Source organism: Streptomyces sp. Rer75 (assembly GCF_013414305.1).
GTDB classification, from domain to species: domain Bacteria; phylum Actinomycetota; class Actinomycetes; order Streptomycetales; family Streptomycetaceae; genus Streptomyces; species Streptomyces himastatinicus.
The window spans coordinates 2868080-2885279 of the sequence record NZ_CP058693.1 but is presented as its reverse complement, the minus strand read 5'-3'; the positions used below and the strand labels follow the sequence as shown (position 1 = coordinate 2885279).

Here is a 17200-nt window from a genome sequence, read left to right as displayed (position 1 = left end):
GCTCCTTAACGATCTGTGCGGAATGGGTCGCGCGCTCGGACTACTAGTCGTGGGAGTGCAGCGGCTTGCCGGCAAGCGCCAGGTGGGCCTCGCCGAGCGCCTCGTTCTGGGTGGGGTGGGCGTGGACGAGCTGCGCGACCTCGGCCGGCAGCGCCTCCCAGTTGTAGATCAGCTGGGCTTCGCCGACCTGCTCACCCATGCGGTCACCGACCATGTGGACGCCGACGACAGCACCGTCGCGGACCTGGACGAGCTTGATCTCGCCCGCGGTCTTGAGGATCTTGCTCTTGCCGTTGCCCGCGAGGTTGTACTTCAGGGCGACGACCTTGTCCGCACCGTACAGCTCCTTGGCCTTGGCCTCGGTGATGCCGACGGAGGCGACCTCGGGGTGGCAGTACGTCACCCGGGGCACGCCGTCGTAGTCGATCGGAACGGGGTTCTGGCCGGCCAGCCGCTCGGCCACCAGCATGCCCTCGGCGAAGCCGACGTGGGCGAGCTGGAGCGTCGGGACCAGGTCACCGACGGCCGAGACGGTCGGCACGTTGGTCTGCATGTACTCGTCGACGAGGACGAAGCCGCGGTCCATGGCGACCCCGGCCTCCTCGTAGCCCAGGCCCTGGGAGACCGGGCCGCGGCCGACGGCCACCAGCAGCACCTCGGCCTCGAAGGTCTTGCCGTTCTCCAGCGAGACCTTGACGCCGTCGGCGGTGTACTCGACGCCCGAGAAGCGCGAGCCCAGGGAGAAGTTGATGCCGCGCTTGCGGAAGGCGCGCTCCAGCAGCTTGGAGCTGTTCTCGTCCTCGACCGGGACGAGGTGGGGAAGCGCCTCGACGATGGTGACGTCGGCCCCGAAGGACTTCCACGCGGAGGCGAACTCGACGCCGATGACGCCGCCGCCCAGCACGATCGCGGACTTCGGAACCCGGTCCAGGACCAGCGCGTGGTCCGAGGAGATGACGCGGTTGCCGTCGATCTCCAGGCCGGGGAGGGACTTCGGCACCGAACCGGTGGCGAGCAGGATGTGGCGGCCGGTGTAGCGCTCGCCGTTCACATCGACGGAGGTCGGCGAGGACAGCCGGCCCTCGCCCGTCACATAGGTGACCTTGCGGGACGCGATCAGACCCTGGAGACCCTTGTACAGGCCCGTGATCACGCCGTCCTTGTACTTGTGCACACCATCGATGTCGATGCCCTCGAAGGTGGTCTTCACGCCGAATTCCGAGCCCTCGCGAGCCTGGTCGGCGAGTTCACCGGCGTGCAGCAGGGCCTTCGTGGGGATGCAGCCGCGGTGCAGGCAGGTGCCGCCCAGCTTGTCCTTCTCGATCAGGGCGACGTCCAGACCCAGCTGCGCCGCGCGCAGGGCAGCGGCGTAACCGCCGCTACCGCCTCCGAGGATCACTAGGTCGAAAACGGTGCTGGCGTCGTTCGCCACGTCACGTCCTCCATGCATGGGTGCGCCGGGCCGGCCGTGGGTGGCCGGGCGGCGGCGGTTGTTCGGCCGCTTCTTGCTCGCAGCCCTGGTGTGGGGGCCCTGTCCTGCCGGGCAACATCTTCGCACTTGTTGACGGGAGGCGGGACGCGGGGCCGCTGTGTGAGATATCTCTGGACCCGGGTCCAGGGGTTACTCGGCAGTACCCGGTAAGGGGTTTCCCCGTCAGCCTAGATCCCCGTCGGCGGTGCGCTCCGCCAGCCGCACCAGGGTGCGGACCGCGGAGCCCGTGCCGCCCTTGGGGGTGTAGCCGAACGGACCGGACTCGTTGAAGGCCGGACCCGCGATGTCCAGGTGACCCCAGGCGATCCCGTCCTCCACGAACTCCTTCAGGAAGATACCGGCCACCAGACCGCCACCCATGCGCTCGCCCACGTTCGCCAGATCGGCGACCGGGGACTCGATGCTCTTGCGAAGAGCGACCGGCAGCGGCATCGGCCAGGACGCCTCGCCCACCTCGTCCGCGATCTCGTGCAGCGCGGTGCGGAACGCGTCGTCGTTCGACATGATCCCGAACGTGCGGTTGCCCAGCGCCACGACCATCGCCCCGGTCAGCGTCGCCACGTCCACGATCGCGTCCGGCTTCTCCTCGCACGCGCGGGTGAGCGCGTCGGCGAGCACCAGCCGGCCCTCGGCGTCCGTGTTCAGCACCTCGACGGTCTTGCCGCTGTACATCGACAGCACATCGCCGGGGCGGGTCGCCGAACCCGACGGCATGTTCTCCGCCAGCGCCAGCCAGCCGGTGACGTTGACCCGCAGCCCCAGCTTGGCCGCCGCGACCACCGCGGCGAACACCGCGGCCGCGCCGCTCATGTCGCACTTCATGGTCTCGTTGTGACCGGCCGGCTTCAGCGAGATGCCGCCCGAGTCGTAGGTGATGCCCTTGCCGACCAGCGCGAGCGTCTTCTCCGCCTTGGGGTGGGTGTACGCGATCCGCACCAGCCGCGGCGGGGCGTCCGAGCCCTGGCCCACGCCCAGGATGCCGCCGTAGCCGCCCTTGGTGAGGGCCTTCTCGTCCAGCACCTCCGTCTTCAGACCGTGCTCCTTGGCCGCGGTCACGACGGCCGCCGCGAACGAGGCCGGGTCGAGCACGTTCGACGGGGCGTTGATCAGGTCGCGGGCCCGGTTGACCTCGGCGACCAGCGCCGTGGCGCGCTCGGCCGCCGCCTTGTGCGCCTTGTCGCGCGGCTTGGCGCCGAGCAGGGCCACCTCGGCGAGCGGACCGTTGTTCTTCTTGTCCTTGTCGCCCTTGGCGTCCTTGCCGTTCTTCGCGCCGTTGCTGTTGCCCTTGTCGTACGCGTACGCACCGAGCAGCGCACCCTCGGCGACCGCGGCGGCGTCCGCCGCGTCCTCGACCGGCAGCGCGAACGCGCCCTTCTTCGACCCCGCCAGCGCCCGGGCGGCCGCGCCCGCGGCGCGGCGCAGCGCCTCGGCGTCGAAGCCGTCGCCCTTCGCCGGGGCCTCGCCCAGGCCGACCGCCAGCACGACCGGGGCCTTGAGCCCGGACGCGGAGGGCAGCTTGGTCACCTCACCCTCGGCGCCCGTCGCGCCGAGCGTCTCCAGAACGGTGGCGAGCTTCCCGCCGAACGCCTTGTCCACGGCCTCGGCGCCCGGGGCGACGACCGGGCCCTTGGGCCCCTTCGCCACGCCGACGACGACGGCATCCGCGCGCAGCGACGCGGCGGAGGAGGTGCTGAGAGTCAGTGCAGTCACAGTGGTCGGGTCCCTCTTCCGGTTCCGGTGGTTCCGGCCGACGTCTTGGGTGGTCGGCCGTGCGGCCCAGCTTATTCCGAGGCGCGGTGCGCCTCCCGAGCCCATGATCCGTGACCCGGGGCCCATGTGTGCCCCATGACCTCAGCCGAAGGTGATCACCAGCAGGGTCGCCGTGGCGGCGGTTTCCGCGAGGGCGCCGAAGACGTCCCCCGTCACCCCGTCGAAACGGCGCACACAGTGGCGCGACAGCAGATCGGCGGCCGCGAGCCCGGCCAGCGCCGCCAGGCCGTACATCGGCATGGCGTACACATCGACCAGCGCGCCCGCGCCCGCGCAAGCCACGACGGCCAGCGCGGCCGCACCGACCGCCGCCCGCGGCGGCACCACCCCCGCGACCGCGGCGCCCAGCCCCTCCGGCCGGGCCGCGGGCATCCCCTGGCGGGCCGCGAGCGTGAGGGCGCACCGGGCGACGAGCCCCGCCGCGGCGGCGGCCACCGCGCCGCGCGTCCAGCTCTCCCCGTACAGCTCCGCCAGCGCCGCGACCTGCGCGAGCAGCACGAACAGCAGGGTGATGACACCGAACGGGCCGATGTCCGACCGCTTCATGATCCGCAGCGCCTCGTCCGCGGGCTTGCCGCTGCCGAGGCCGTCCGCGGTGTCCGCGAGACCGTCGAGGTGGAGGCCGCGGGTCAGTACGGCGGGTACGGCGGCGGTGGCGACCGCCGCGAGCAGCGGACCGGCGCCCAGGAACAGCAGCACACCGCCCACCGCGGCCGCGCACAGCCCGACCGTCAGCCCGACCGGCAGGGCGCACAGCATGCCCACGCGCGCCGCCTCACGATCCCAGCGCGCCACCCGTACGGGCAGCGCCGTGAGCGTGCCGAAGGCGAAGCGGAGGCCGTCGTCCAGGGAGGCGCGCGGGGGATGCGCCGGACGCGGCGGTATCTCCGGGTCCGGGTCCGGCGGTATCACCGGGTCCGGGTCCGGCGGCATCTCCGGGTCCGGGTCCGGCTGGCGGTCGGGGGACTGCTCCGGCGTGGTGTCCATCGCGCCGCAGGGTATCGCGCGACCCTGACGGGCCATGGGCCATTGGTGGGAACGCAACATCGTGGAGCCAGGCAAGCTGCCGCTGCTCCTCGCGCTGTGATCACGCGCACCGTCACCCGGCTGATCAAGGCGGGCAAGGGCCCGTTTCCATGACGTCAAGGGCAAGCTGCGGATCGCGGTGATCGGGGTGCTGGTGGCGATCGTCGGCGCCGTACGGCTGGCGCGCCCCGGATCGCCGTGGGCCCGCCACGTCTACCGCCGACTGGATCGGCGGCTTCTCCGAACCGACCTGAGGACTCGTCAGGCGTCCTCTGGTTCCTCGGCCTGTGCCCGCTCGGGGAGTTCCCCCGCGAGCGCCGCGGCCGCCTGGACCAGCGGCAGCGCCAGCAGCGCCCCCGCGCCCTCGCCCACCGTGACGCCCTGGTCGAGCAGCGGGGTGAGCGCGATCCGGTCGAGCGCCTTCTCCTGCGCCGGTTCGCCGCTGGCCTGGCCCGCCAGCCACCAGTCCGGCGCCCGGAACGCCACCCGCTGCGCGACCAGGGCACACGCCGCCGAGACGACGCCGTCCAGGATCACGGGGGTGCGGCGCACCGCGCTCTGGAGCAGAAACCCGGTGATCGCGGTGAGGTCCGCGCCGCCGACCGTGGCCAGCAGCTGGAGCTGGTCCCCGAGGACCGGGCGGGCCCGGCGCAGCCCGTCGCGGATCGCCGCGCACTTGCGCATCCACGCCAGATCGTCGATCCCGGCCCCGCCGCGCCCGGTCACCACGGACGCGTCCGTGCCGCACAGCGCGGCGGTCAGCGTGGCCGCGGCCGTGGTGCCGCCCACGCTGAGGTCGCCGAGCACCACCAGGTCCGTACCCGCGTCGGCCTCCTCGTCGGCGATGGCCATACCGGTACGGAACGCCTGCTCGGCCTCCTCGGCCGTCAGCGCGTCCTCGATGTCGAGCCGCCCCGAACCGCGGCGCACCCGGTGCCGGGTGACCTCGCCGGGCAACGCGTCGGGGTCGCAGTCCAGCGCCATGTCGACGACGCGGACGGGCACCCCGAAGCGGCGGGCCAGCACGGCGACGCTGCTCTCGCCGTCGATCACGGCGCGGACGAGCCGGTGGGCGCTGCCTGCGGGGCGGGCGGAGACGCCGAGTTCCGCGATGCCGTGGTCGCCCGCGAACAGCACCACCCGGGGCCGCTCGATGGGCTTCACCGGCACCTGCTGCTGGGCGGCGGCCAGCCACTCACCCAGCTCGTCCAGCCGCCCGAGCGCGCCGGGCGGCGGCACCAGCCGCTCCCGCCGCTCCTCGGCGTCACGTCGTATGCCCCCGTCGGGGCGCTCGATCAGGTCGACGAAGTCATCGAGATTCAGGCCGCTGCTCACGGCCCGAACCCTACCGGCCCCCCACAGTTGAAACCCCGCCCCCCAACGATCCCCCGCCCCAGCCGTTCTCCACCGCCTCTTCCGAAACCGGGGGACACCCCGGCCCCCAACAGCCCCGCCGCACGCCTACCTCAGCCCCGAGGCCCGGGGCCGCGGCGGAGTTGCCCCGCCCAGCCCCCTGGGAAGGGGGCACACTCCAGCCCCTCCGGCGATTGAGGAGCGGGGGCCAGGGGCGGAGCCCCGGCGGGGGCGGGGGTGTCCCCCGTTTCGGGAAGGGGCGGGTGGGGGAAAGTCCGGCTCAGCCACGCAGCGGCAGGGCCTGCCCCGCCACCACCAGCAGCACCTGCTCGCACTCGCCCGCGAACCCCGCGTTCAGCCGCCCCAGTTCGTCGCGGAAGCGACGCCCCGCGGCCGTCGCGGGCACCACCCCGGCGCCGACCTCGTTGCTGACGGCCACCACCGTCCGCTGCGTCGCCCGCACGGCCGCGACGAGGGCGGTGACGCGTTCGTGGAGGGCGCGTTCGCCGCCGTGGGCCCACTTCTCGTCGTCCCAGGCCCCGACCGAGTCCATCGCGTCGGTGAGCCACAGCGCCAGACAGTCGATCAGCAGCGGGGCGCCGTCGTCCGCCAGCAGCGGCACCAGGTCGCAGGTCTCGGCGGTACGCCACGAGCCGGGACGGCGGTCGCGGTGGGCGGCGATGCGGGCGGCCCACTCCCGGTCGCCGTCCCGGGTGCCGCCTGTGGCCACGTACAGCACGTCGGGGAAGGCGGCCAGCCGCCGTTCCGCTTCGAGCGACTTGCCGGAGCGCGCCCCGCCCAGCACCAGGGTGCGCCGCGGCAGGTCCGGCACCTCGTGGTATTCGCCGACGATCAGCGTGCTGCCGTCCGGTACGGTCCGCGCGCCCGCCGTGGCGAGTCGGCGGTGCAACTCGGCGCCGGGGGGCACGGTGTGGTCGAGGTGGACGGCCACGACGTCGGTGGTGGGCCCCACGCCGCCGGACGCCCGGAGCCGGGCGAGCGCGTCGGGGCGGCCGAGTACGTCGAGCACGACCATGTCGTACGGCTCGGCGACGGGGCCGGACAGCCCGGAGGGGGCACCGCCCGGCGGCAGGTACAGCAGGCGGGTGCCGTCGGGCCCGGCCACCTCGTACCCGGTGCCGGGCGAGTCCAGCGCCACCGCCCGCACCCGGTGCCCGCTGATCAGGGACAGTTCGCGCCCGTCCGGGACCCGCCCCGGCGCCGGGAGCCCGGCCGGGAACTCGACGGCGGGGCCCGCGTGCGGATGGGACAGCAGCACCTGCCGCACCCCGACCAGCGAGTAACCGGCCCGCGCCGCCGCGAAGGCGGCGCCCGGGGTGAGGTCGAGGAGCAGTGCGCCGTCGATCAGGAGTGCCGTCGCCGCCCGCGCCTCGTCGCCGACGGCGGTCGCGCAGGCCGCGCAGGGACAGCCGTGGCGCGGCAGTCCGTCGGGGGCCCCGGTGCCCAGAAGAGTGAGTTCCACGCCACGATCGTCTCGCGTCCCCGCGGGCCGGGCGCGCCGGGTCACCCTCCGCGGAGACGTACGGATCCGTTCGGAGCCGTACGGAGTGATCAGTCGCCTAGGCTGCGGGCAGACATCACGTGTCGACCGGTGGGATGGAGGAGGCGGACATGGCCTGGACGTGGCGGTTCGAGAAGTCCGACGGGACGGAGACGGCGCCCGCGGTGCAGCCCGAGGAGTTCCCGACCCAGGGGGACGCGGAGTCGTGGATCGGTGAGGAGTGGAGGGCGCTCCTGGAGGGCGGGGCGGAACAGGTCACGCTCTTCGAGGACGGGTCGAAGATCTACGGCCCGATGAGCCTGCGGGCGGAGTAGCCGGAGTAGCCGGAGCCGAGCCGAGTCAGGGGGGCGGGGGCACCGCCCCCCTTCTCTTCGGCCCTTCAGCCGCGCACCCCGCACAGGTGCAGCAGCGCCGCCACCGCGCGGTACGGGTCGGTGCGTCCGGCCCGCTCCTCGGCGGCGAACAGCCGGTCCCACTCGGGGGACGGCGGGGGCTCGGCGGTGTCGGGGGCCTGGTCGGTGAAGACCCGCACCCCGTACCAGGCGTGCAGGGGCGCCCCGATCGCGGTGAGCGTGGTGGTCAGCTCCTCGCGCCGGTCGGCGCGGACCTGGAGCCCGAGGCGGTTGGTGTACGTGGGGGAGTCGAAGGAGCCGAGCGCGGCATCCCAGTCCCCGGCGAGCCCCGGCCGCATCGCGAGCGCGTCGGCGTTGCGCACCAGGAGCGAGAGCAGTCCGCCGGGGGCGAGGACCCGGGCCAGACCGGCGAGCAGCGGGTCCGGCTCGTCCGTGTACATGAGTACGCCGTGGCAGAGCACCACGTCGAAGGCGCCGGGAAGGAACGTCGCGCCGGTCTCCCGGCCGTCGCCCTCCAGCAGTTTCACCCGCTGCCGGATGCCCTCGGGCTCGTCGGCCAGCGCGGTACGGACCGCCTCCAGCATCGCCGGATCGGATTCGAGGCCGGTCACCTTATGGCCCGCGCGGGCTAATCGCAGTGCCTGGGTGCCCTGGCCGAGGCCGACGTCGAGGACCTTCAGCCGCTGGTCGAACCGGAACCGCGAGGTGATCTGCTCATCGAGCTGATGGGCGACCAGGGCCTGCCGGACCGTGTTCCGTAAGCCTCCGAGGCCGCCGAGCCAGCCCGCCGCTCCTCCGGCGAAGCCCGTTCTGCCGCTCAGGGCCGCTCTCCGCGCTTGACCTGCGGCTTGGGCAGGCGCAGCCGGCGCATCTGGAGGGTGCGCATGAGGGCGTACGCGACGGCGCCCCGCAGGTTCTCGTCCGGGAACTTCTGGCGCAGCTGACGCTTGAGCTGGAAGGAGATCACGAACGAGTTCAGGACGATCAGCACGATGACGACCATCCACAGCAGCAGCACATAGCTCTGCATGGCGCCCGCCTGGATCATGCTGAGCACCATGATCAGCACGGCGAGCGGCAGGAAGAACTCGGCGATGACGAACCGCGAGTCCACGAAGTCACGGGCGAACCGGCGCACCGGGCCCTTGTCGCGGGCCGGGAGGTAGCGCTCGTCGCCACCGGCCAGCGCCTCGCGCTGGCGCGCCAGGTCGGAGCGGCGGGCCTCCTTCTGCCGCTTGGCGGCTTCCTTGCGCGTGGTCGGCGTATTCGCCAGGCTGCGGCGCTGTGACTGGGCCACGCTGCGCTTGGGCGTGGGGCGGCCCTTGGGCGCCTGCGGGTCTCGGGGCTGCTGCGGCTGGTCCGCGGTCACCTTGGCGGTGGCGGCCTGCTCATCCTTGGAACGGCTTCGGAACACAAAGCCCAAGAGTACGGGTTCACCGGTGTGGGCCCCAGCGTCAGGGGCAAAGAACCGGAAACCGCAGTGGCCGGGCTCCTCCCTGCGCCGGAGGCGCCCGGACCGCGATCGTCCTGTGGGAGGAGCGCGGGACGGGCGGAACAGTGCGGTAATGGAAGCAGGGCCCGTAGGCTGGGTCTGTTGGGTGTGCCGGTGTCACAAGTCCGTCAGAAGGGGGCGCGCGAGGCCCATGAGCGGTGTCATGAAGCGTATGGGGATGCTCTTCCGCGCGAAGGCCAACAAGGCCCTGGACCGGGCCGAGGACCCGCGCGAGACCCTTGACTACTCGTACCAGAAGCAGCTGGAGCTGCTCCAGAAGGTCCGGCGCGGCGTGGCCGACGTGGCCACTTCCCGTAAGCGCCTGGAGCTTCAGCTGAACCAGCTGCAAGGCCAGTCCGCCAAGCTGGAGGACCAGGGCCGCAAGGCGCTCGCGCTCGGCCGGGAGGACCTGGCGCGCGAGGCGCTGTCCCGTCGTGCCGCGCTCCAGCAGCAGGTCACCGACCTGGAGACGCAGCACCAGACGCTCCAGGGCGAGGAGGAGAAGCTCACCCTGGCCGCGCAGCGGCTCCAGGCCAAGGTGGACGCGTTCCGCACCCGCAAGGAGACCATCAAGGCCACCTACACCGCGGCCCAGGCGCAGACCCGGATCGGCGAGGCGTTCTCCGGCATCTCCGAGGAGATGGGCGACGTCGGCATGGCGATCCAGCGCGCCGAGGACAAGACCGCGCAGCTCCAGGCCCGCGCGGGCGCGATCGACGAGCTGCTGGCCTCCGGCGCGCTCGACGACCAGTCCGGGATGGCCAAGGACGACATCGCGGCCGAGCTGGACCGGATCTCCGGCGGCACGGACGTGGAGCTCGAGCTTCAGAAGATGAAGGCCGAGCTGGCCGGTGGCGGCTCGCAGCAGGCGATCGAGGGCGGCAGCCAGGACCAGTCGCAGCAGTCGCAGAACCAGCACAAGTTCGACAAGCAGTAGCCGCCGCCCCTGACCGGGCGAGGTCTGTCGACGTCCCAAGGAGGTCGTCATGATCGTACGGATCATGGGGGAGGGACAGGTGCGGGTGGACGACAGCCACCTGCCCGGACTCAACAAGCTGGACGACGATCTGCTCGCCGAAATCGAAAGCGGCGACCACGACGGCTTCCGGCGCACGCTCGGGGCGCTCCTCGACGCGGTGCGCTCGGCGGGCGAGCCGCTGCCCGCTGACGCGCTGGAGCCCTCGGGGCTGATCCTGCCCGCCCCCGAGGCGACGCTCGAGGAAGTCAAGGCGATGCTCAAGGACGACGGCCTCATCCCGGGCTGAGCACCGTGCCCGCAGATCGTGCGTCGTCCCAGGTCACAGCCCAGGTCGCGGCGGATTCCGGCGATGCCGCTGAGGGGCCGGGGGCGGGACGCCGCCGGAGCGGTCCGGCGCGGCGTTTACCGTTGGATCCCGTGACTCCCCTCGCCGTCGGGCCGGGCCTGGCCCGTCCGCACCGCTGGCTGGCCGCCCATCCACGAGCCCTGGACACCCTCGTGGCCGTCGGCTGCCTCGCCCTGATCCTCATCGGCGCGGTGTCCAACCCGCATCTGCGCGACCACCAGCACGTCGGTGTCTTCTTCGGGCTGCTGGCCACCCTCTCCTCGGCGTCGCTCGTGCTGCGCCGCGAGCTGCCGCGCGCGGTGCTCGCGTTCACCTGCGCGATCAGCGTCATCGAGATCGTCACCAACGACGAGGGGCCGCCGCGCACCTCGATCGTGTTCGGGGTCGTGGTCGCGCTGTACACCGTCGCCGCCCGCACCGACCGCTCCACCACCTGGCGGATCGGCGCCGTCACGGCCGTGCTGCTCACCGGCACCGGGATGCTGTTCGGGCTCACCCCCTGGTACGCGCAGGAGAACTGGGGCATCTTCGCCTGGACCGGGCTCGCCGCCGCCGTGGGCGACGCCGTCCGCAGCCGCCGCGCCTTCATCGCCGCGATCGAGGAGCGGGCCGAGCGCGCCGAGCGCACCCGCGAGGAGGAGGCCCGGCGCCGGGTCGCCGAGGAGCGGCTGCGGATCGCCCGCGAGCTGCACGACGTCGTCGCGCACCACATCGCGCTGGTCAACGTGCAGGCCGGGGTCGCCTCGCACGTCATGGACAACCGCCCGGACCAGGCCAAGGAGGCGCTCGCGCACGTACGGCAGGCCAGCCGTTCGGCGCTGGACGAGCTGCGCGCCACCGTCGGCCTGCTGCGGCAGTACGGCGACCCGGCCGCGCCCACCGAGCCCGCGCCGGGCCTCGGCGTCCTGGACCAGCTGGTGGACGGCTTCGTACGGGCCGGGATGCGGATCCAGGTCGAGGAGCAGCCGCAGGGCGGCCTCGGGACGCTCGCCGGTTCGGTGGACCTCACCGCGTACCGGGTCGTCCAGGAGGCGCTGACCAATGTGCACAAGCACGCCGGGCCCGAGGTCAAGGCCGAGGTCCGTATCGTCCGCACGCACAGCGCCCTGGAGATCACGGTGTCGGACGACGGCGTCGGCACCCCGTCCGAGGACGTCGGCGGCGGGCACGGGCTGCTGGGGATGCGGGAACGGGTCTCCGCGCTGCGCGGCACCTGCGAGGCGGGACCCCGCCCCGAGGGCGGCTTCCGGGTACGGGCGACACTTCCGCTCCAGGCCCGCAGGGGAGGGGAGTCATGACGATCAAGGTGCTGCTCGCCGATGACCAGACGCTGCTGCGCAGCGCGTTCCGGGTGCTGGTCGACTCGGAGCCCGACATGGAGGTGGTGGGGGAGGCGTCCGACGGCGCGGAGGCGGTCGAGATCGTGCGGGCCAAGGGCGCCGACGTGGTGCTGATGGACATCCGCATGCCCGGTACGGACGGACTCGCCGCCACCCGCATGATCAGCGAGGATCCGCGGCTCGCGGACGTCCGGGTGGTCATGCTGACCACGTTCGAGGTCGACGAGTACGTGGTGGACTCGCTGCGGGCGGGGGCGAGCGGCTTCCTCGGCAAGGGCGCCGAACCCGGCGAGCTCCTCTCCGCCATCCGCATCGCGGCCGCGGGCGAGGCGCTGCTGTCCCCGGTCGCCACCAAGGGCCTGATCGCCCGCTTCCTGGCCCAGGGCGTCCCGGGCTCCGGCGACGCCGCGTACGACGCCTCCCGGCTGGACGCCCTCACGGGCCGTGAGCGCGAGGTGCTGGTCCAGGTCGCGGGCGGCCACTCCAACGACGAGATCGCCGGCCGTCTGGAGGTCAGCCCGCTGACCGTGAAGACGCACGTCAACCGGGCGATGGCGAAGCTGGGCGCCCGGGACCGGGCCCAGCTGGTGGTCATCGCGTACGAAACGGGCCTGGTCCGCCCGGGGGCTTGAGGCCCCCGGGCGGGGCCGGGCGAGGGGCTACGGGAGCGCCAGCATCCGTTCCAGGGCGGCCTTCGCGTGGGCCTCGGTCTCCGGGTCCACCTGGATGCGGTTCACGACCTTGCCCGCGACCAGCGACTCCAGGGCCCACACCAGGTGCGGCAGGTCGATCCGGTTCATGGTCGAGCAGAAGCACACCGTCTTGTCGAGGAAGACGATCTCCTTGCCCTCCCCGGCGAATCGGTTCGCCAGCCGCCGGACGAGGTTCAGCTCGGTGCCGATGGCCCACTTGCTGCCCGCCGGGGCGGCTTCGAGGGTCTTGATGATGTACTCGGTCGAGCCGACGAGGTCGGCCGCCGCGACCACCTCGTGCTTGCACTCGGGGTGCACCAGCACGTTGACGCCGGGTATGCGCTCGCGGACGTCGCGCACGGACTCCAGCGAGAAGCGGCCGTGCACCGAGCAGTGGCCGCGCCACAGGATCATCTTGGCGGCGCGCAGCTGCTCGGCGGTCAGCCCGCCGCCGGGCTTGTGCGGGTTGTAGACGACGCAGTCCTCCAGCGACATGCCCATGTCCCGCACCGCGGTGTTGCGGCCCAGGTGCTGGTCCGGCAGGAACAGCACCTTGTCGCCCTGCTGGAAGGCCCAGTCCAGGGCGCGGCGGGCGTTGGAGGAGGTGCAGATCGTGCCGCCGTGGCGGCCGGTGAAGGCCTTGATGTCGGCGGACGAGTTCATGTACGACACCGGCACCGTCGTCCCGGCGACGCCCGCCTCGGTCAGCACGTCCCAGCACTCGGCGACCTGCTCGGCGGTGGCCATGTCGGCCATCGAGCAGCCCGCCGCCAGGTCGGGGAGGACCACCTGCTGGCTGTCGCCGGTCAGGATGTCGGCGGATTCCGCCATGAAGTGCACACCGCAGAAGACGATGTATTCGGCGTCCGGCCGGGCGGCCGCGTCACGGGCGAGCTTGAAGGAGTCACCGGTGACATCGGCGAATTCGATGACCTCGTCGCGCTGGTAGTGGTGGCCGAGCACGAAGACCTTGTCGCCGAGCTTCTCCTTGGCCGCGCGGGCGCGGGCCACCAGATCCGGATCGGAGGGCGCGGGGAGGTCGCCGGGGCACTCCACACCACGTTCGCTCCTCGGGTCGGCGTCACGGCCGAGGAGGAGCAGCGCGAGCGGGCTCGGCTGGACGTCGAGGGGCTGGGCGGTGGTCACAACACGCACCCTTCTTTCTTCACTCGGAACCCTAATCGTCAATTTGACGCTATCTATCATAACCGCTTCACGTCATGTTGACGATGGGCATCGCGTCGATGTGACGCATTACGGTCCACGGGCCCCGTGTGCGAGCATGAAGGCCAGGAACATGCGCTGGGCCCGGAATGAATCCGGGGCGCCGTTGGTTGGTTCCGACGGCAAGCAGTCCGTACGACCCGGGAGAGAAGCAGATGACCGTTCAGGACGAGACCACCGCGAGCGAGGGCATCATCCTGTCCGACGCCGCCGCGTCGAAGGTCAAGAGCCTGCTGGAGCAGGAGGGCCGCGAGGATCTCGCGCTGCGCGTCGCCGTCCAGCCCGGTGGCTGCTCCGGCCTGCGCTACCAGCTCTTCTTCGACGAGCGCTCGCTCGACGGCGACGTCGTCAAGGACTTCGACGGCGTCAAGGTCGTGACCGACCGGATGAGCGCCCCGTACCTGGGCGGTGCCTCGATCGACTTCGTCGACACCATCGAGAAGCAGGGCTTCACGATCGACAACCCGAACGCCACGGGCTCCTGCGCCTGCGGCGACTCCTTCAGCTGAGCCCTCGGCGACAGGCACACGGAGGCGGCGGGTCCATCCGGACCCGCCGCCTCCGGCGCTTTGTGCCCCCGGGCCGCCCCGGTTACTTCTTCTGGGCCGGGACCTTGTCGCCCGTGGCCTTGTCGACCACCTCGCGGCCGTCCAGCGGCTTGTCGAGCGTGATCTTCTTCGTCATCTCCTTGGCCATGAGGATGCACGCCTGGCCCGGACGCTTCGGCTTGCTCTTGACCTCGACCGTGACCTTCTTCGACGTCTCGTCGGCGGAGACCGAGTAGGTGTCGCACACGCCGCCCCAGAAGCGCAGCGTCAGGGTCTTCCCGTCCGCGCTGTACGAGGTGATGTCGTCGGCCTTGGAGCCGCGGCCCGGCGTGCCCGGCTCACTGTGCTTCTTGCCCTGGCCCGGGGTCTTGCCGCCGGTGTCGGCGCGGGTGTCCGCCTTCTTCTTGATGAACTCCGGCTTCACCGCCGGGTAGGGGAGGGTCGCCGAGACGCCGTTGGCCCCGGTCGGCTCGGTCTTGAAGATCCACGACGGCACCAGGGCCCGCTGCCCGGCCACGGAGTGCGAGGCCAGCCCGAAGGTCACCGACTTCACGGTCACCTTCCCGGACCCGGTCCCGCCGCTCTTGGGGGCCGTGGCGTTGAGCTTCTTCAGCGCCTGCTCCGCGCTGATCAGCGGATAGCTGTCGTCCTCCTCGGGCGTCGACAGCGCGCCGTTCCCGCCGGTCAGCTGACCGTCCGCACCCACCTGGAGGCTGGTCGTCCAGCCCTGGGTGGGCAGCTTGTCCAGCACCGGGTCCGCGTTCACCATGCGCACGGCGCCGTAGCGGCCGCTCGCGTCGAGCTTCGCGTTCGTCAGCCCGAGCGCCTTGAGCACCGGCTCGGCCGTGCGCTTGGCCTTCTCCTCGGACACGGCCTTGTCGTCACCGCCGCTCTTGTCGGTGCCGCTCTTCTTCTCGCCGTCGCGGTAGGTCGGGCAGGACGTGCTGTCGGCCTTCGGCCCCGCGCCCGGCGGGTGCACACAGGTGCCGCCGCCCGGCGTCCCGAAGCGGGAGTACGACCAGCTGCCCGGGCCCTTCTGGCTCACCCGCAGCACCGGGCCCTGGCCGTCCTTCGTGCCCCCGACCTTCCAGTTGCCGTGTTCGGCGCGGGGGCTGCCGGAGACGTCCAGCGCCTTCGCCAGCCGCGCCACGTCGGCCTTGGTGACCTTGGCGTCGGTGCGGTAGACGGGTGCCTCGTCGGGCCCGTCCGGCAGCTTTCCGTCGACCTCATAGCGGCCGCTGCCGTTCGGATCGGGCTCGCCGACCGCGATCCCCTCGTGCCCCGCCGGGGCGGCGTACGCGTCCAGTGCGAGGGGCTGGGGGGATCCGTCACGGCCCGCCGAGCCCGCGCCCTGGGAGCCGCCGCCCGCCGCGGTCGAGGCCCAGTAGGCGCCGCCGCCACCGGCGACCAGCACCGCTGCCGCCACCGATACGACGGCCAGCCGGGAACGCCGACGCGGCTGCGGATGGTCGTCGTCGGGGGGCTGCGGGGTGTCGGTCTCCTCGGTGCTCACCGTTTCACTCCTTCGGCTCCGCTCACGTTGTCCCTGGCCCTCGCGAGGGGGTTGCCGGTGTGACGGGGTGAAGGGGCGGCTGGTTCCTTCCCCTGGTTCCGAAGCTTTTCGGCCGCCGTGCTCAGCCGCCGCCGTCAGTCGCCGTAGTCGGACATGCCGCCGACCAGATCGGCGGACGCGGCGGGAACCGTGATCCCGCGGATGCGCGACGGGGACACGGGCGCGGCGGGAGGCGCTACGGTGACCACCGGGACCGCCCAGTGCGGCGCCATCCGCGCGCCGTAGCCGCGCAGTTCGGCCAGGGCCTCGGGCTCTATCGCCCCGGCGGCGTCCTGGGTGGGGGTGACGTGCTGCGGCATGGGGCCTCCCGGTCCGAGGGGCCCGTACGGGCACGAGCCCCGCCATCTCTGCACCGTATGCCCTACTACCGGGTAGTTCCTCCCGTTCGTAAGCGGCCCGGGAAGCCGATAGCGTGAAGCGTCCGATTTCGCCGCCGCCCCGAAACAGGAGCAGCTCTCGTGCGTATCGCCGTCACCGGCTCCATCGCCACCGACCATCTGATGACCTTCCCCGGACGCTTCGCCGATCAGCTGGTCGCCGACCAGTTGCACACGGTCTCCCTCTCCTTCCTGGTCGACACCCTCGAAGTCCGCCGGGGCGGGGTCGCCCCGAACATCTGCTTCGGCATGGGGATGCTCGGGCTGCGCCCGATCCTGGTCGGCGCGGCCGGCGAGGACTTCGCCGAATACCGTGCCTGGCTGGACCGGCACGGTGTGGACACCCAGTCCGTCCGGATCTCCGGGGTGCGGCACACCGCCCGCTTCGTCTGCACCACGGACGAGGACCACAACCAGATCGCCTCCTTCTACACCGGCGCGATGAGCGAGGCCCGCCAGATCGAGCTCCAGCCGATCGCCGACCGGGCCGGCGGTCTCGACCTGGTGCTCATCGGCGCGGACGACCCGGAGGCGATGGTCCGCCACACCGAGGAGTGCCGCTCGCGCGGCATCCCGTTCGCCGCCGACCCCTCGCAGCAGCTCGCCCGCATGGACGGCGAGGACATCCGGGTGCTGGTGGGCGGCGCGCAGTACCTCTTCACCAACGAGTACGAGGCCGCGCTGATCGAGACCAAGACCGGCTGGACCTCGGAGCAGATCCTCTCCAAGGTCGGCACCCGCATCACCACGCTGGGTGCCCAGGGCGTCCGGATCGAGCGCGAGGGCGAGGAGCCGATCGTCGTCGGCTGCGCCGAGGAGGAGCAGAAGGCCGATCCGACGGGCGTCGGCGACGCCTTCCGCGCGGGCTTCCTCTCGGGCCTGTCCTGGAACCTCTCGCTGGAGCGCGCCGCCCAAGTGGGCTGCATGCTCGCGACGCTCGTCATCGAGACGGTCGGCACGCAGGAGTACGAGCTGCGCCGCGGCCACTTCATGGAGCGCTTCGCCAAGGCTTACGGCCCCGAGGCGGCGGCCGAGATCGGCGACCACCTGGCCTGACGGCACGGCACGGCACGCGGCGGCGGGGCCGGGGGAACGTTCCTCCGGCCCCGCCGC

17 protein-coding genes are annotated in these 17200 nt (G+C 72.4%); 7 read left to right on the top strand and 10 right to left on the bottom strand.

Going from position 1 to position 17200, the window contains the following annotated elements:
* Positions 1 to 43 precede the first annotated feature (43 nt).
* The 5 genes from lpdA to HYQ63_RS12065 form a co-directional block, all read right to left on the bottom strand.
* Entirely contained in the window at positions 44 to 1432 is a 1389-nt protein-coding gene (gene lpdA, locus HYQ63_RS12085; RefSeq protein WP_179933818.1) for a dihydrolipoyl dehydrogenase, read from the bottom strand.
* 222 nt (positions 1433 to 1654) lie between these two features.
* Positions 1655 to 3202 carry a leucyl aminopeptidase gene (locus HYQ63_RS12080; protein ID WP_179933817.1) on the bottom strand — a complete coding sequence of 516 codons (1548 nt, stop codon included), beginning with the start codon at positions 3200 to 3202 and terminating at the stop codon, positions 1655 to 1657.
* 141 nt (positions 3203 to 3343) lie between these two features.
* Positions 3344 to 4195, bottom strand: a complete 852-nt coding sequence (locus HYQ63_RS12075) for an adenosylcobinamide-GDP ribazoletransferase (RefSeq protein ID WP_179939997.1) — start codon at positions 4193 to 4195, stop codon at positions 3344 to 3346.
* A 354-nt stretch (positions 4196 to 4549) separates the two neighbouring features.
* Positions 4550 to 5611 (bottom strand): nicotinate-nucleotide--dimethylbenzimidazole phosphoribosyltransferase, encoded by a 1062-nt coding sequence (gene cobT, locus HYQ63_RS12070; RefSeq protein ID WP_179939995.1) that lies wholly within the window; start codon positions 5609 to 5611, stop codon positions 4550 to 4552.
* A 310-nt stretch (positions 5612 to 5921) separates the two neighbouring features.
* Positions 5922 to 7124 (bottom strand): bifunctional adenosylcobinamide kinase/adenosylcobinamide-phosphate guanylyltransferase, encoded by a 1203-nt coding sequence (locus HYQ63_RS12065; protein WP_179933816.1) that lies wholly within the window; start codon positions 7122 to 7124, stop codon positions 5922 to 5924.
* A gap of 149 nt (positions 7125 to 7273) precedes the next feature.
* Between HYQ63_RS12065 and HYQ63_RS12060 the strand changes: the two genes are divergently transcribed.
* The gene (locus tag HYQ63_RS12060; RefSeq protein WP_179933815.1) at positions 7274 to 7477 is read left to right on the top strand and encodes a hypothetical protein; all 204 of its coding nucleotides are present in this window, start codon (positions 7274 to 7276) and stop codon (positions 7475 to 7477) included.
* Positions 7478 to 7542: 65 nt separating this feature from the next.
* On the opposite strand, the gene HYQ63_RS12055 is transcribed toward HYQ63_RS12060, so the two are convergent.
* Entirely contained in the window at positions 7543 to 8253 is a 711-nt protein-coding gene (locus HYQ63_RS12055) for a bifunctional 2-polyprenyl-6-hydroxyphenol methylase/3-demethylubiquinol 3-O-methyltransferase UbiG (protein WP_179939993.1), read from the bottom strand.
* 80 nt (positions 8254 to 8333) lie between these two features.
* Entirely contained in the window at positions 8334 to 8930 is a 597-nt protein-coding gene (locus HYQ63_RS12050) for a DUF3043 domain-containing protein (RefSeq protein ID WP_179933814.1), read from the bottom strand.
* Positions 8931 to 9171: 241 nt separating this feature from the next.
* Here HYQ63_RS12050 and HYQ63_RS12045 point away from each other — a divergent pair, with 241 nt between their 5' ends.
* The 4 genes from HYQ63_RS12045 (at position 9172) to HYQ63_RS12030 (ending at position 12305) form a co-directional block, all read left to right on the top strand.
* Positions 9172 to 9945: a PspA/IM30 family protein gene (locus tag HYQ63_RS12045; RefSeq protein ID WP_179933813.1), complete on the top strand. Its 774-nt coding sequence runs from the start codon at positions 9172 to 9174 to the stop codon at positions 9943 to 9945.
* Positions 9946 to 9994: 49 nt separating this feature from the next.
* Positions 9995 to 10273, top strand: coding sequence for a hypothetical protein (locus tag HYQ63_RS12040; RefSeq protein WP_123101597.1), 279 nt, complete (start codon positions 9995 to 9997; stop codon positions 10271 to 10273).
* A gap of 122 nt (positions 10274 to 10395) precedes the next feature.
* Positions 10396 to 11631 carry a sensor histidine kinase gene (locus HYQ63_RS12035; RefSeq protein WP_179933812.1) on the top strand — a complete coding sequence of 412 codons (1236 nt, stop codon included), beginning with the start codon at positions 10396 to 10398 and terminating at the stop codon, positions 11629 to 11631.
* Positions 11628 to 12305 carry a response regulator transcription factor gene (locus HYQ63_RS12030; RefSeq protein WP_179933811.1) on the top strand — a complete coding sequence of 226 codons (678 nt, stop codon included), beginning with the start codon at positions 11628 to 11630 and terminating at the stop codon, positions 12303 to 12305. The genes HYQ63_RS12035 and HYQ63_RS12030 overlap by 4 nt, the downstream gene beginning before the upstream one ends.
* Positions 12306 to 12332: 27 nt before the next feature.
* Here the strand turns inward: HYQ63_RS12030 and nadA are convergent, their stop codons facing one another.
* Complete coding sequence (gene nadA / locus HYQ63_RS12025) at positions 12333 to 13520, bottom strand: quinolinate synthase NadA (RefSeq protein WP_179933810.1); 1188 nt, start codon at positions 13518 to 13520, stop codon at positions 12333 to 12335.
* A gap of 224 nt (positions 13521 to 13744) precedes the next feature.
* On the opposite strand from nadA, the gene erpA reads away from it, so the two are divergent.
* Positions 13745 to 14098 carry an iron-sulfur cluster insertion protein ErpA gene (gene erpA, locus HYQ63_RS12020; RefSeq protein ID WP_179933809.1) on the top strand — a complete coding sequence of 118 codons (354 nt, stop codon included), beginning with the start codon at positions 13745 to 13747 and terminating at the stop codon, positions 14096 to 14098.
* Between the two features lie 82 nt (positions 14099 to 14180).
* On the opposite strand, the gene HYQ63_RS12015 is transcribed toward erpA, so the two are convergent.
* The gene (locus tag HYQ63_RS12015; protein WP_179933808.1) at positions 14181 to 15650 is read right to left on the bottom strand and encodes a hypothetical protein; all 1470 of its coding nucleotides are present in this window, start codon (positions 15648 to 15650) and stop codon (positions 14181 to 14183) included.
* A 134-nt stretch (positions 15651 to 15784) separates the two neighbouring features.
* Positions 15785 to 16009, bottom strand: a complete 225-nt coding sequence (locus HYQ63_RS12010; RefSeq protein WP_179933807.1) for a hypothetical protein — start codon at positions 16007 to 16009, stop codon at positions 15785 to 15787.
* Between the two features lie 159 nt (positions 16010 to 16168).
* Between HYQ63_RS12010 and HYQ63_RS12005 the strand changes: the two genes are divergently transcribed.
* Positions 16169 to 17143: a carbohydrate kinase family protein gene (locus HYQ63_RS12005; protein ID WP_179933806.1), complete on the top strand. Its 975-nt coding sequence runs from the start codon at positions 16169 to 16171 to the stop codon at positions 17141 to 17143.
* Positions 17144 to 17200: the final 57 nt, after the last annotated feature.